Annotated in this window: 12 protein-coding genes; 10 read left to right on the top strand and 2 right to left on the bottom strand. The window is 40.1% G+C overall.

From position 1 onward, the window contains the following. Positions 1–138: 138 nt before the first annotated feature. The 3 genes from BN1068_RS08170 to BN1068_RS08160 all read left to right on the top strand — a co-directional run bounded on the left by BN1068_RS08170 (position 139) and on the right by BN1068_RS08160 (position 5,347). Positions 139–639: a DoxX family protein gene (locus BN1068_RS08170; protein WP_077602363.1), complete on the top strand. Its 501-nt coding sequence runs from the start codon at positions 139–141 to the stop codon at positions 637–639. A 350-nt stretch (positions 640–989) separates the two neighbouring features. Then, positions 990–2,192, top strand: a complete 1,203-nt coding sequence (locus BN1068_RS08165; RefSeq protein WP_077602362.1) for an MFS transporter — start codon at positions 990–992, stop codon at positions 2,190–2,192. A gap of 5 nt (positions 2,193–2,197) precedes the next feature. Next, a complete protein-coding gene (locus BN1068_RS08160; RefSeq protein WP_077602361.1) occupies positions 2,198–5,347 on the top strand; it encodes a DEAD/DEAH box helicase in 3,150 nt (1,049 codons plus the stop codon). A 70-nt stretch (positions 5,348–5,417) separates the two neighbouring features. Here the strand turns inward: BN1068_RS08160 and BN1068_RS08155 are convergent, their stop codons facing one another. Both BN1068_RS08155 and BN1068_RS08150 read right to left on the bottom strand, forming a co-directional pair. Further along, complete coding sequence (locus BN1068_RS08155; RefSeq protein ID WP_077602360.1) at positions 5,418–6,680, bottom strand: hypothetical protein; 1,263 nt, start codon at positions 6,678–6,680, stop codon at positions 5,418–5,420. Between the two features lie 57 nt (positions 6,681–6,737). Further along, on the bottom strand, positions 6,738–7,526 hold the full coding sequence (locus tag BN1068_RS08150; RefSeq protein WP_077602359.1) for a serine hydrolase: 789 nt from the start codon (positions 7,524–7,526) through the stop codon (positions 6,738–6,740). A gap of 347 nt (positions 7,527–7,873) precedes the next feature. Here BN1068_RS08150 and BN1068_RS08145 point away from each other — a divergent pair, with 347 nt between their 5' ends. The 7 genes from BN1068_RS08145 (at position 7,874) to BN1068_RS08115 (ending at position 14,917) form a co-directional block, all read left to right on the top strand. Continuing rightward, complete coding sequence (locus BN1068_RS08145) at positions 7,874–8,857, top strand: TAXI family TRAP transporter solute-binding subunit (RefSeq protein ID WP_077602358.1); 984 nt, start codon at positions 7,874–7,876, stop codon at positions 8,855–8,857. Positions 8,858–8,948: 91 nt separating this feature from the next. Further along, entirely contained in the window at positions 8,949–9,491 is a 543-nt protein-coding gene (locus BN1068_RS08140) for a DUF1850 domain-containing protein (protein ID WP_077602357.1), read from the top strand. Then, positions 9,484–11,478: a TRAP transporter permease gene (locus BN1068_RS08135; protein ID WP_077602356.1), complete on the top strand. Its 1,995-nt coding sequence runs from the start codon at positions 9,484–9,486 to the stop codon at positions 11,476–11,478. The genes BN1068_RS08140 and BN1068_RS08135 overlap by 8 nt, the downstream gene beginning before the upstream one ends. 134 nt (positions 11,479–11,612) lie before the next feature. Beyond that, positions 11,613–12,953, top strand: coding sequence for an MATE family efflux transporter (locus BN1068_RS08130; RefSeq protein ID WP_077602355.1), 1,341 nt, complete (start codon positions 11,613–11,615; stop codon positions 12,951–12,953). A gap of 16 nt (positions 12,954–12,969) precedes the next feature. Then, positions 12,970–13,392 (top strand): hypothetical protein, encoded by a 423-nt coding sequence (locus BN1068_RS08125; RefSeq protein ID WP_077602354.1) that lies wholly within the window; start codon positions 12,970–12,972, stop codon positions 13,390–13,392. Positions 13,393–13,708: 316 nt separating this feature from the next. Then, the gene (locus BN1068_RS08120; RefSeq protein WP_077602353.1) at positions 13,709–14,365 is read left to right on the top strand and encodes a lysozyme family protein; all 657 of its coding nucleotides are present in this window, start codon (positions 13,709–13,711) and stop codon (positions 14,363–14,365) included. A gap of 174 nt (positions 14,366–14,539) precedes the next feature. After that, complete coding sequence (locus tag BN1068_RS08115; protein ID WP_077602352.1) at positions 14,540–14,917, top strand: RidA family protein; 378 nt, start codon at positions 14,540–14,542, stop codon at positions 14,915–14,917. Positions 14,918–14,927 lie beyond the last annotated feature (10 nt).

The following is a 14,927-nucleotide window of genomic DNA, read 5'->3' as shown; positions in this document are numbered from 1 at the left end:
ATTATGTGAATAAATTCACAAAAACTATTTACGGATTATAATTCACATGTTATTATAAAAGTGTAATCAAGGATATCCTAAATAACATATTGTGAAACATTGAACAATAAACTATTTTAAATAAAGGGAGAGATTGACATGATGAACTTTTTAAGAACAAACAAATACATTGCGGGGCTTTGGGTAGTTATTCGACTTTATCTTGGATACACATGGTTAACATCTGGCTGGGGCAAGATTGCAAGTGGAGAATTTGATGCAGGCGGTTTTCTGCAAGGTGCTTTAGGAAATCCGGATGTACCAGGCTGGTGGGCAACATTTCTTGACACTGTAGCTATTCCGAACGCTGGACTATTTTCTATCGCCGTTATGTGGGGAGAAGTATTTATTGGATTAGGACTCATCTTAGGTATTTTTACAAACCTTGCTGCACTTATGGGTGTTGTGATGAACTTCTCTTTCTTACTAAGTGGAACATTATCTACAAATCCGCAAATGGCTATCTTGGGAATCTTCATTGCTATCGCTGGTGCGAATGCTGGAAGATACGGTCTGGACCGCTGGGTAATGCCTTATCTTAAAGAAACTTGGAAACAGCGCGTAAGACATGGAAAAACAAAAGAAACAATAGCTGCCTAGTAACGGCAGATAAAAAATATGTAAATGATAGAACAGGAGAGCAGGGAACCCCCCGCTCTCCTGTTCTATTTATAAGGTTCAAAGGTTTTGCAGAATTCAGCAGATAAATTAATCCATTCATAGAGGATGTTCAAAAAGTCATGTCGTCTTGACCTTTTTGCTTCTAATTTAGACTACTTTTTGAACAAGGACTTAATACCTCATTTTATTGAATATCCATTAATAAGCATTGTCTCAGAACGGTACCCCGCGCTATATTTAAACACCGTTTTGAATTTTTTTCATGTTATTTGTCCGGAAACTCCTGTATAATGGCTTAGTAATGACACGATGAAAGAAGGATGTTGACAATGTCAGGGCAACCGCAAACACAATCACAGACAGTCTCGCAGAATGATAAGATTTTTTCGCGGGATTTTCTCTATATATGGATAGCAAACTTTTTTATTTTCCTCGGTTTTCAAATGACTATTCCTACGATACCACTATTTGTGAAAGATCTCGGCGGCAGCGATCAAATGGTGGGAATTATTGTGGGGATTTTTACATTTTCCGCATTGCTGATCCGTCCTTACGCAGGGCACGCCTTAGAGAGTAAGGGAAGAGGGTTTGTTTACTTAATTGGAATAGCTATTTTTGTCCTCTCAGTGGGGGCATTTGCATTTACAGCGAGTATTTTATTTTTAATTATTATACGAATTATTCAAGGTGTCGGCTGGGGATTCTCAACTACTGCCGGAGGAACGATAGCAACAGACTTGATTCCGCCAAACAGAAGAGGAGAAGGAATGGGCTATTTTGGTTTATCCGGAAATATTGCTTTGTCTTTTGGACCCAGTCTGGGATTAACTCTGGCAGTACTTATTTCTTACCAGCAGCTTTTCTTATTATGCGCATTAGGCGGTGTGCTTGCATTTCTTTTTGCAATGCGCATACGTTATAAAAAAGTGGATCCGGCACATCAAACAAGAGTAGCACGTTTTGATGTATTGGAAAAAAGCGCATTACAGCCATCGATTTTACTATTTTTTATTACATTTGCTTTTGGCGGAATAGCAACATTTCTGCCTCTGCACGCGATAGAAAGAGGTGTGGAGGGGATTCAGCTCTATTTCTTTATTTTTGCTGTATTTATCATGATTTCCAGGCTGTTTTCGGGCAGACTATATGATAGAAAAGGTCATAAATTGATTTTCCTGCCTGCAGTATCGCTTATATTAATATCCATGCTCCTCCTGGCATGGCTGCCAAATACGACAATTTTGTTAACAGCAGCAGCTTTGTTTGGTCTCGGATTTGGAGCTGTGCAGCCGGCTTTGCAAGCCTGGGCAGTCAATCGGGCGCCAGCTGACCGGAAAGGGATGGCAAATGCTACCTTCTTTTCCTGTTTTGATTTGGGAGTGGGAATTGGGGCAATTTTATTCGGACAAATTGCAGCAATACTTAACTATACATCTATCTACTTAACAGCAGCAGCCTCTATCGTTATTTCTATACTGATTTATGTATTTACGGTCCTTGGAAAATCATCTGACAACGTAAAGGTGGGTTAACAGGTTTGAAACAAATAAAGGATATGAATATAAAAAATGCGTTTCCTGATAATTTTTATCGTCGTGGTCTAACCTATTTTAAAAATAATAAAGTACATGACCTCATGTATGATTATAATAATTTAACCTGGTCGGCAACGGTACAAGGAACAGAGGATTACTTGGTAGAAGTGAATACAAAAGATTTGCAGCAGGGCTCCATTGATATGCACTGCGATTGTCCGGCATTTGAAGTATATGGGTACTGCAAACACATTGTAGCAACCTTATTAGCGGTTCAAAGCTATGAAAAAAATGATGTGCAGCCGAAAGTAAATCATTACCGGCTGAACCGTTTTATGGAGGCTATCCGGGGAACGAGAAATGTAACAGAAAACTCTTCCTATCAACAGCCAGTGAATGTAGAGTACATTATAAGCTGGTCTTACCTGAAGCACTTGCAGATTGAAATGAAGATTGGTGAGAAGCATCGCTATGTAGTAAAAAATATAGCGGAGTTCTTAGAAAATTATTTTAGAAAAAGAGATCATTATTTCTCCAAGAAATTTACATTTCAAGCAGATAAGCATGTTGTAGATGAAGCAGATCAGGAAATTTTTGAGCTGCTGTATCAAGTGTGCAAAAGCGCGGAGCTGTATGATTCCTATAATTATTCAGGAAGAAGCAGTGAAAGATATCTTCTTATTCCGCCAATACTTGCAAAACAATTACTGTATCAATTAATGGAGCGCGAAACCAGCGTTAAAACAGAGCGGGAAGAATATAAAGAACTGCAAATTGTGGAAGGAGAGCTTCCTTTTCAATTTGACGTCATGAAAAATGATCAGCATATTTCGCTCAATCTGCAGAATGGCAGTGCAATGACGTTTTTTCCGAACTACGATTTGCTGTTTCTGGATGGTGTTTTTTACTTTCCGGAAAGAGAGCAAATTCCGGTTTTGAAGGAATTGGAGATGTTTCGTTTAGAGAATATCTATTTTGACGTCCCTGTTGAACAGACGGACACATTCCTGTCTGAGATTATGCCGGCGCTGGAAACAGTCGGCGAGGTTCAACTGGATGAACGCATTGCGGATGAAGTTATCAAGGAGCCGCTAAAAGCAAAATGCTATTTGGAATTAAAAGAGGATATGATCGTCGGTCGCCTGGAATATCATTATGGAAGTCATGTGATTGATCCATTTCAGGGAAAAAAAGATTCTGATGTGATGCTGATTCGTGATGTGGATAAAGAACGTCTTATTATGCAGCACATAGAAGAAGCAAACTTCAGATATAATGGCAGAGAACTTTATATGTCTGTCGATGAAGAAGATTTATATTATTTCTTATATAAGATTTTACCGTCCTTAGATAAGGATGTGGAATTATTTTTATCCACAGAGTTTAAGAGACTGTTCTTTGATTATGATCCGCAGCCAAGTACAAGTGTGCATATGGAAGGACAAAATAATTTATTAGAAATTGGTTTTTCCATTGAAGGGGTGGATGATAACGAGATTAATCGTGTGCTCCAGGCGGTAATTGAAAAGAAACGTTATTTCCGGCTCGATTCCGGGCAGATGATGGATCTGGATACGGAGGAATTTGCTTCTATTCAAAGGTTTTTTGATGGGTTGGGAATGGATAAGAATGCCATCCAGGATGGGCAGGTGCAGATGCCTGTATATCGAGGTGCCCAGCTGGATGAGCTGCTCGATACAAAAAAACAGTATGACTCGAATTTCAGAGAATTATTAAGCCACTTGAAATCACCGGAGGAACAGGTATATGAACTTCCTGAAACATTGCAGGCATCCTTACGTACATATCAAAAGGTCGGTTATCAATGGTTTAAATCATTGAGCCAGTATCAGCTTGGCGGCATTTTAGCTGATGATATGGGACTTGGGAAAACCTTGCAGGCCATAGCGTATATCACCTCCGAATCAGAAGGAAACCCTGTTGGACCACATTTGATTGTAGTTCCCTCCTCTGTTGTGTATAACTGGAAAAGCGAGCTGGAGAAATTTGCGCCGCATTTAACTTCTGTCATTTTAACAGGACAGCCGGCTGAGAGACATGAGCGCATGAAGGATTCCACGGGGAAAGATGTCTGGATTACTTCCTATGCAACATTGCGTCAGGACATTGAATACTATCAGGAAATCACATTTCAAACATTATTATTAGATGAAGCGCAGTATATCAAGAACTATCAGACGAAAACATCCAAAGCAATCCGTACGCTGCATGCAACACGGAGATTTGCGTTAAGCGGAACTCCTATTGAAAATTCTATTGATGAGCTGTGGTCTATTTTCCAGGTAGTACTGCCTGGACTGATGCCAGATCAGAAAACATTTAAACAGCTTGATGCAGGAAAGGTAGCCGCCATTACAAAGCCATTTATTTTACGGCGCTTGAAACGGGATGTGTTAAAAGAGCTTCCGGATAAAATCGAATCTGTTTCTATTTCTGAATTAACAAACGATCAAAAGGATCTGTATGTTGGCTATCTGAGGAGGCTGCAGCAGGAAGCAGCTATGTCTATGAAAGAGAATGCTTTCCAGCAGAATAGAATGAAAATCTTAGCTGGTTTAACCAGACTGCGGCAGATTTGCTGTCATCCTTCGACATTTGTGGAGAATTATGAAGGGAAATCCGGTAAGCTGGAACAGCTGATGGAAACTGTCGAAACGGCAATTAATAACGGGAAGAGATTACTTATTTTCTCCCAGTTTACCAGCATGCTGGAAATCATTCGCAAGCGGCTGGAGACAGCTGGTTATGATTATTTTTATCTGCATGGGGAAACACCTTCTAAAAATCGTGTCGAAATGAGTGAACGGTTTAATCAGGGAGAAAAAGAAATATTCCTTATCTCTCTGAAAGCTGGAGGGACCGGCCTGAATCTGACTGGTGCAGATACCGTCGTTTTATATGATTTATGGTGGAATCCGGCAGTAGAAGACCAGGCGGCCGGGAGAGCACACCGTTTTGGACAAAAAAATGTTGTGCAGGTCATCCGTCTGGTGACAGAGGGTACAATTGAAGAAAAAATATATGAGCTTCAGCAGAAGAAGAGAGAATTAATTGATCAGGTTATCCAGCCTGGGGAGACGATGCTTTCTTCGTTAAGCGAGGAAGATATTAAAGAGCTTTTAAGCTTGTAAATACTGAAGCAAAGCTGTATTTGCCAAAGAAAAAAAGACGGAGCACTGACCGTCTTTTTTCTTTGGTTTCTTACTGATTTAAAACAAACAGCTTCCGCGGTCTGCCTTTTGTATACGGGCTCTCTTTACCGGATATTTGAATAATTTCACCAGAAAGAAGTTTTTTTACTGTCCGCTCGGCACTGCGTTTGGTGACCTGATAAAAATCTGCAATATCATTTGATGAGAAAGGTTCATTATTCCGTTCTACAATAAATTGAATGAAAAGGTAGGATAATTCATTGTTTAAACGGGCCTGATGAACAAGGGCATAAAATAATTTATTCGTATCAATATTTTTACGCTGGCCGATCGGTCCCATTTTTTCTTGACACTCATTAACCAGGTAACTGAGACTGCCCTTATCGCTCTGACAGGCTTCTAAAGCCAGATAAGCATGCTTTTGAGAAGAGAGAGGATTCAGCCCAAGTCCGAATGCCAGCGCAATCGGGCTCCCGGCGATTTTTTCTACATCATCCATAAGCGGAAAGGCACGATAATTTTCCTTAATAACTTTAATCAGCTTATTGGTTCCAATGATAAAGTAATGGCTATCCTTCGTTGGCAGAAGCATCGCATCATTTTTTTTGCAAAAATCGCTCAAGTATCTTCTGATTTCCGTATGCACCTGATGATGCAGATGGATAGGAAGATTTTCTTTCAAAGACAAAATACCTGTCATGACAAGATTTGTAGAATAACTCTCTATTTCCAGTATCTGCGTTACTTTTTCCAATGCCTGGACAATGCACTTCTCGGCAATTTCTATAAAATAAACCGGCAGGCCTTCCTGTAAGAGCCTGATATAGACATCTTTTCTGGAGGTTAAAATCAAATCTGTTTTTTGCCGGAAAAATAATTCTTTATGAAAATCAATCCATTTTTGTATGTTTTCGATATCCTGCTTATTGTAATTGATGGAAAAGAGCTCATATCCTGACAACACTGTGTCATGGGTGAAATCAATCAGCTTTATATCCTCTGGATAATCAATAGACAAGCATTTTTTTCGAGAGAGCTTTCCTTTATATAAGATAGACGATAGAATACTATATTCATCATAATCAATATAAAACATCATCTGCTTATGTTTTTGTTTGACGGCTTCATGATAAGAACAATAATCTGTAAAGAGCAGGGCATCACACATAACGGCTCCCTCTGCCTGAGCCAGAGCATCACCTGATTCAGAGAATACAAAAGGGATAGCTTCGATGGAGGGGAACTGTTTTGTGATTTTCTGTACTCTTTGAACAATGTTTTTTTCTCCCAGAATTCCTAATTTTATATTCATTTATTTCCCCCTTGCATAGGCCAGTATTATGAACAGGAAAAAGAAGAACGCTTCTGTTCACCCCTTCAAATAATGGTATATATGTGCTCCTGCCGCCTGATGGAATTGCTGTCCTTCTCCATTATTTGTCCACCCCTCTGTAAGCATGACAGCTTTGAGAAGCTTATCATCTGTTTGAAATATAGCAGCATCATGCTCTGCTCCAGTCAGCTCCCCTGTTTTATGAAAAGTTCTGATATCGGAATCATAGGAAGAAAAAGCGGTCAGCTTACTGTTAAACTGCTGATTTTCTAAGACAGTTAAAATCTGCTGCCGGCGGTGCTCTGGCAGAATGTTATTATCTTCTGTAAATAAGTCGAGCAGAAGCATGACATCATAGCAGGTTGTTACATTTTCCAATCCAAGCTTTATTGCCTCTTCATCCATCAGCTTTCTCTCTAATTTCGTATTTTCACAATGGATCTTTTCGATAAAGGTCTGAATACTATCCAGACCGATGAAATCAATAAGGGCATTGGTTGCTGTATTATCAGAAACAATTATCATCAGTTCGAGCAGCTGTTGATATGTATAAGTCTGTTTATCTGATAAATAAGAAACAATTCCGGAACCGCCTGCCAAGTCTAAACCGGGGATGTTCACCTGCTTTGACAGATTAACGTTTCCTCTTTCTTCTTCATAATAGGCAGCGGCAAGGATAAACAATTTAATAATACTGGCTGCACGGAGCTGTTTCATCTCATTAAAAGCAATCCGATGTTCCCCATATTTAATAAGGTAACAAATGTTTACTGGCGGTAAGGGTTTGATAGAATAGATTGCATGTTTTAACAGTTTTAATGACAAGCTTCATCACCTCGTTTTAAAGTGGATTATTATAATCCTATGGAATATTCAAAAAATAGTCAAGAATTACTTGGGACGGTCAGGAGATATAACGTATTTTTTCAAGGTAGAAAACATACAATGAGAAGGGTATAAAATACAGAAATTTTTATACTTTGAAAATGTAAACGATTGCTGTTTTGAGAATAATTTGACGTTTATGTTACTAATATTGTAAACTTATTACAGGTACGATACTTTTTTGGCAGTTAAGGAAGTATAAGCTTTCTTAACTGCATAAATGCAATGAAGGTTGTCATTTAAGGATTAGCGGCAGCCGAGTTTTCTAATAAAAAGGGGGACTTTAGATGAAAAAGAAATGGTTAAGCCCGCTCGCACTTATTTTTGCATTATTGTTATTTTTAGCGGCCTGTGGCGGGGATGATAACGGCAGCAGTGAAGGAGACGGCGGAGACAGCAGTACTGATCCGGACATGCTTCAGCTTGCTACCGGTGGTACAAGCGGAACCTACTATCCGCTTGGAGGAGAAATGGCAAAAATTATTTCGGATAATACGGATGTAGAAGCTAATGCTATTTCTTCTAATGCTTCCGCAGAAAACGTGCTGTCGATTGAAAATGGTGATGTAGATATTGCCTTTGTACAAACGGACGTCGTAGCACATGCTGTGGAAGGTATTAATGCTTTTGATGAGCCTGTAGAGCATGTAATGGCGATGGGCTCTTTATACCCGGAAACAATTCAAATTGTAACAACAGATGGTGCTGGAATTGAGTCTGTAGAAGACCTTGCAGGTAAAACAGTTTCAGTTGGCGCTCCCGGATCAGGAACATTTATCAATGCAGAACAAATCCTGGAAGTTCATGGCATGACAATGGATGATATTGATGCTGAAAACCTGGACTTCGGAGAGTCAACCGGTGGTATTCAGGATGGTAATATTGATGCGGCGTTTATTACAGCCGGAACGCCTACAGGTGCAGTAGAAGGTTTGGCAGCTTCGGTAGATGTCGCAATTGTCCCGATTGCTCAGGAGAAGATTGATGAGCTTACAGAAGCATATCCTTATTATGCTGCGGATGTTATTGAAGAAGGCACTTACGGACTAACTGAAGATGTGAACACGGTTGCTGTATTAGCGGCACTTGCTGTCAGTGATTCCTTGTCTGAAGACCTCGTTTATGAAATGACAAAAGCGATCTATGAAAATGCAGAAGGGATGGCACATGATAAATCATCCTTTATTAAAGCCGAAACGGCTTTAGACGGAATTGATATCGAAGTGCATCCAGGTGCACAGAAGTATTTTGATGAAGCAGGTGTTGAATAATTAAATGAAAAAAGCCGGCTCCACCCAGAACATGCAGGGATAGGCTGCCGGCTTTTTTACTAAGTAAGAAAGTATAACTAGGTGATGTGAAATGCGGAGAAAGCAGATAAAGCTTCTTCTGGTATTACTCCTGATTGGAGGAGGGATTGGAATTGGCGTGAATTATCCGATTCAGACAGCGTTGGTTTTTAACGACGGCGAATCAGGAAAATTGACGGCTTTTTTACCTTTAAAAGAAAATGATCATTTTTCAATTACTTTTACTCATTCGATTCATTTAACAGATGTGGTGGAGAAGTACAGAGTAACAGAGGATTTAATGATTGAGCAATACGAGATTATTTATGAAGAATTTGGCATCGGCATGCCAAATAATGCAGGCGAGGGCGAGGAATTTGTTTATGAGGATGGGAAATACCATATAAAAAATATGGAGCATCAATTTGAATCCCTGAATATTCGTAATGGAAAGGTTGTTTCCAAGCATCGTTTAGGATGGAAGGATAATAAGAATGTCAAGGAATGTTGTGAAGTCCCTTTTAATGATTATTTTGTACCCGGGGATTGGTATGAAGTGAAAATAGATTATATAACATTGCTTGATTATTGGAAGGGAGAGAGGATCAGTGAGTGAAAAAAATAATGATCAACTTTCAGAAAAAGAACAGCAGGAACTGTTGGAAAAATATGATGCGGAATCAAAAACGCGGAATTTAAAGGGTAAACTGGCTCAGGTTATCTTTCTTTTGTTAATTGCATTTTCCGTATTTCAATTGTATACAGGCATTTTTGGTCAGCTTACTGCTTATATTCAACGGACCGTACATTTAGGCTTCGCGCTTTCACTTATTTTCTTATTATTCCCGGCTGCCCGTGGAATGAAGAAGACTAAAATTCCCTGGTATGATTATGTTTTAATGCTGTTATCAATCCTTGTCTGTGCCTATTGGCCAGTATATTATGATACCCTGGTACAGCAGTTTGGAGGGATTTCTGTACCGCAAATGATTGTGGGAGGCTTGGCAATTCTGCTTGTGCTGGAAGCTGCCAGACGTGCAGTAGGACTTCCGATTACCATTATTGCACTTCTCTTTCTTGGCTATGCCTTGCTTGGACCGCATATACCGGGGATGTTTGCACACCGGGGTCTATCGCTCGAGCAGCTGATTCAATCAATGTTTTTTACGACAGAAGGAATTCTTGGAACGCCGTTGCAGGTATCGTCTACATATATCTTCTTATTCCTTTTATTTGGAGCCTTTTTAGTACAGACAGGAGTAGGAAATTATTTTAATGATCTGGCAATATCGATCGCCGGGAAAAGAGTAGGAGGACCTGCAAAAGTAGCTATTTTCTCAAGTGCATTAAATGGAACGATTTCTGGTAGCTCTGTTGCGAATACCGTAACAACGGGCTCCTATACCATTCCAATGATGAAAAAACTGGGATATAGAAAGAACTTTGCAGGTGCAGTGGAAGCAGCTGCCTCTACCGGAGGGCAAATTATGCCGCCGATTATGGGGGCTGCCGCCTTTTTAATGATTGAATTTGCCGGAGAAAGCTACTGGAATATTGCAAAAGCAGCGGTTATTCCTGCGATTCTATATTTTGCCGGGATTTGGATCATGACGCATCTGGAAGCAAAACGAACTGGTTTAACAGGACTGCCGGATGAAGAAATACCAAGTAAAATGAGTGTTTTGAAAAAAATCCATTTACTGCTGCCGATTTTAGCAATTGTTTATTTCTTATTTATCGGCATGAGTGTGGAAAGGGCGGCTATCTATGGTATTTTATCTACCATTATTGTAAGTCTGTTCCGAAAAGATACAAGAATTACACCGGCCAAATTTATCGTTGCCTTAGAGCAGGGGGCGAGAACAGCATTGGGTGTGGCAGCAGCGACAGCCTGTGCCGGGATTATTGTCGGTGTAGTTACCAAAACAGGACTGGGGCTGAAGCTTGGTAACAGTTTAGTGTCTATTGCAGGCACAATAGCTTCATCACCAGAGGTTCAATTGATGCTGACATTGGTATTTACCATGATTACATCCATTATACTTGGGATGGGTTCACCGACAACAGCAAATTATATTATCACATCTACCATTGCGCTGCCGGCGATTGTCGCGCTTAATGGAGAGCTGGAAGTTGCTATTCCGCTTCTGGCTGCCCATATGTTTGTATTTTATTTTGGAATTGTGGCAGATATTACACCTCCTGTTGCTTTGGCCGCCTTTGCGGCAAGCGGGATATCCGGAGGAGAACCGATACGTACGGGAGCAAATGCGGCAAGGCTGGCTATCGCGGCATTTATTATTCCGTACATGTTTGTTCTGAATCCAACACTCTTAATGATTGATTCCACCGTTCTGGAAATAATATTTGCATTATTTACAGCGATTCTCGGGATGATTGCCATTGGTGCCGGAATGATCGGATACTGGTATCGCAAAATTAAATGGTTTGAACGGATTCTGGCGATTGTAACAGGGCTGCTGCTGATTTATCCGGAAGGCTATTCTGACATAATCGGCTTTGTATTATTTGCTATCCAGCTTGTTATTCAATTTATGTCACGGGATAAAACGATGCGACGGGGAAAAACGCAAGCCAGTTAAAAATAAGTGAAAGGAAGAAGTTCTTATCAATAAGAGCTTCTTTCTTTTTTTGGAAAAAAGACGAGCAAAAATAGTTTTTTCCAACAGCTTCCCTTTATAATATAACTATAAGAATAAATCAGGAGTGCAGATAAATGGCGAAGAAATATGATTTTACAACAGGCAGTATCGGTAAAAGTCTTTTTTATTTTTCAGGACCAATTCTTTTGGCCAATCTGCTGCAGACATCGTATCAATTTGTAGATAGTTTGTGGGTGGGAAATCTGCTTGGTGCAAATGCTTTAGGCGCCGTTGCCATTTCCGGAAGCATTATATTTGTCGTGCTTTCGCTTATTATTGGATTAAATAATGCCGCCTTGACCATATTGTCCCAGCAAAAAGGAAAACAGAATGAGGAAGGCTTAAAGCGCTATTTGAATGCTTTTGTTGTCCTTATGACATGTATTGCAATGCTGCTTGGTGTGTCAGGATTTATTTTTGCAGAGGTGCTGCTGAATTTACTGGGAACACCTGAGACGATGCTGACAGCTGCAGCAGCTTACTTACGCATTAATTTTACAGGAATTCTTTTATTATTTGGTTATAACTTTATCAGTACGGTTCTGCGATCCATCGGGGACAGCAAAACACCACTCTATTTTGTAACAGCAGCAGTAATACTAAATGCTGTACTGGATCCATTATTTATTCATGTGTTTGGATGGGGCATTAACGGTGCAGGATATGCTACAGTAGTGTCACAAGGCTTTTCTTTTTTGATCGGTTTCTTTTATATAATAAAGAAGGATTTAGCGCCGTTTACTATCCCGAGTCTGCCGAAATGGCAAGAAATCAAATTAATTCTGCATATCGGCATTCCTTCAAGCCTGCAAATGGCCGTTATTTCTGCCGGAGCAGCAGCAATTATTGGTGTTGTAGCTGCGCAGGGAGAGGCTGTTGTCTCAGGATATAGTGCAGCACAGCGCTTGGACAGCTTATTGATGCTGCCTGCACATGCTTTAAGCATTGCGATTTCCAGCATGGCCGGCCAAAATATCGGTGCTCAGAATTGGGGCAGAGTCAGAGATATTGCTAAATACGGCGTCATCTATAATTTTCTTATTATGCTTTTGATTGGCATTATCGTCGCTGTTTTTGCTGAATATGGTGTAAAATTATTTATCCAGGACGAAGCATCAGTCCAGTTTGGTACATTATATCTCCAGATTGTTGCGTTATGCTATCCGTTTTTAGGTATTAATTTCATATTAAATGGCGTCGTTCGAGCGGCGGGAGCTATGTATCCTGTTTTGATTTTAAATATTATTTCTTTCTGGATTTTGCGCTATCCGCTCACGGCTTTGTTCTCACGACTATTTGGTGAAATTGGTATTGCATTCGGTGTAGGAGCAAGCTTTATCCTAAGCAGTGTTGCTGCTGTTATGTATTACCGTTTCGGGAAATGGAGAGAGAAGAAGTTATTTGCAGATGCTTAAACAGGGAGGATAATCGATGATTTTGCTGGCTGGTTTAATGGCGGGGTTCGTGCTTGGAGGATTCTTATATGTGTTTCAGCAATGGACAGACATTTCAGTATACACATTACTGATGAATGTCGATTATTTTCCTGTGCTGGGCAGTATGTATTTGCCGGATTGGATCGAATTTTCCTTGCATCTGCTTGTTTCAACGGTCGTGGTATGGATTCTGTATTTCCTGTTAAAAAAGAAAAGACTGGAGCAGAAGCTGATTCCTTATTTATTTTACAGCAGCATAATCGGGCTGATTATTTTTCCGACAACGGTATTATCTGTCCGGACACCGGAAATAGATAATATTTGGGCCTGGGTTATCTGGATGTCAGGACATATAGTATATGGATTTTCGGTGTGGGGGATGCTTAGGTTAGGGAAAAGCTTGAAAGTGAGTGTTTAAACACCCTCTCTTAAAGAGGATGTTCAAAAAGCTCAATAAAGATGACACGGCGATGAGAGGATCTTCTACTAAGAACGCCCACGTCGTGTGGGCAACGTAGAAGCCACCGCATCCTGCGGAAGTGCGTTGACTGATATTTTCCGATACTCACGTATTATAAAGCATAGAGGAACTTCTGTTAAGAACGTCCACGTCCTGTGGACAACACAGAAGTCATCACATCCTGTGAAAGTCCGTTCGGAAAATATCAGTCGCCTTGAACTTCTTGGTCCTATTTATCGGACTTTTTGAACGCGTACTAAAAGGAGAAAAGATAATGAAACGAAAGAAATGGCGTCAACTGGTAAATTTAATAAAATATCTAATGATAATCGGGCTTGTGTTCGGTCTGTCCTTAATGATACTTTCCCTGATAGTTTATCAAATCACTGATAATCCAGAGCAGGAGTTTGAAAGAGCAGATTCTGTACCGGCCTTAAATCAGCAGATATGGGAATATAAACCATTGGTTGAGAAATACGCGAAACAGCATGGAATTGAAGAGCAGACGGATACAATTCTGGCAATGATGATGCAGGAATCCGGCGGTCGCGGTAATGATCCGATGCAATCCTCAGAAAGCTTATGCGGGAAAATAGGCTGTATTGATGACCCGGAGCATTCTATTGAGCAGGGAGTATCTTTTTTTGCCTGGATATACGATCAGGCCGACGGTGACTTGGAATTAGCCGTACAGGCTTATAATTTCGGACCCGGCTTTATTAAATATGTCCGCGAGATGGAGGAAAACTATTCGGAGGAAGCAGCAATTGCCTTTTCGCAAAATATGTATGAGGAAGCAGGAAGGGATAGCTCCATTTATTCCTGCCGCAGAGAGGAAGCAGAAGAATTAGATGCGTGCTATGGAGATATTTATTATGTTTCTTCGGTGATGTCTTATAAGGAAGCAATAGAAATGGAATCGGAAAACTGATATGATGACAGTATACGAAATTCTCTTTAGCAAGGGTTATTTCTACATACAAGAAGTTGTCATATCTTTTTCACGTGTAAAAGAGGTTGTTTGCCGAAGCACATTTTCGGGTAATTAACTGATGATTATGACAACAGGAATGTATTAAAAAAATAGAGTGGAGGATGATTTTTTATGAAGGCTATTCAGACAAACAATGCACCAGCAGCAATTGGACCATATTCTCAAGCAATCGAGGCAGGAGATTTTCTTTATATTTCCGGACAAATTCCGATTGATCCGGCAACAGGCGAGGTAGTAGAAGGAATTGAAGCACAAACAAAACAGGTATTAGCAAATTTACAGGCTATTTTAGATGAAGCTGGTTTGAGCTTTTCCAATGCTGTGAAATTTACTATTTTCTTAAATTCAATGGAGGATTTCGCAACTGTAAATGAAATCTATGGAGCTGCACTGGAAGAGCCTTATCCTGCACGTGCTTGTGTAGAAGTAAGCCGTTTGCCGAAGGATGTTCTCGTGGAAATGGATATTGTTGCATACCGTAAAGCGTAAGGAGAGATTA

The organism is Oceanobacillus sojae, assembly GCF_900162665.1.
Taxonomy (GTDB): Bacteria; Bacillota; Bacilli; order Bacillales; family Amphibacillaceae; genus Oceanobacillus; species Oceanobacillus sojae_A.
The sequence above is the reverse complement of the archived record's forward strand: the minus strand, read 5'-3'. Positions and strand labels throughout refer to the sequence as shown.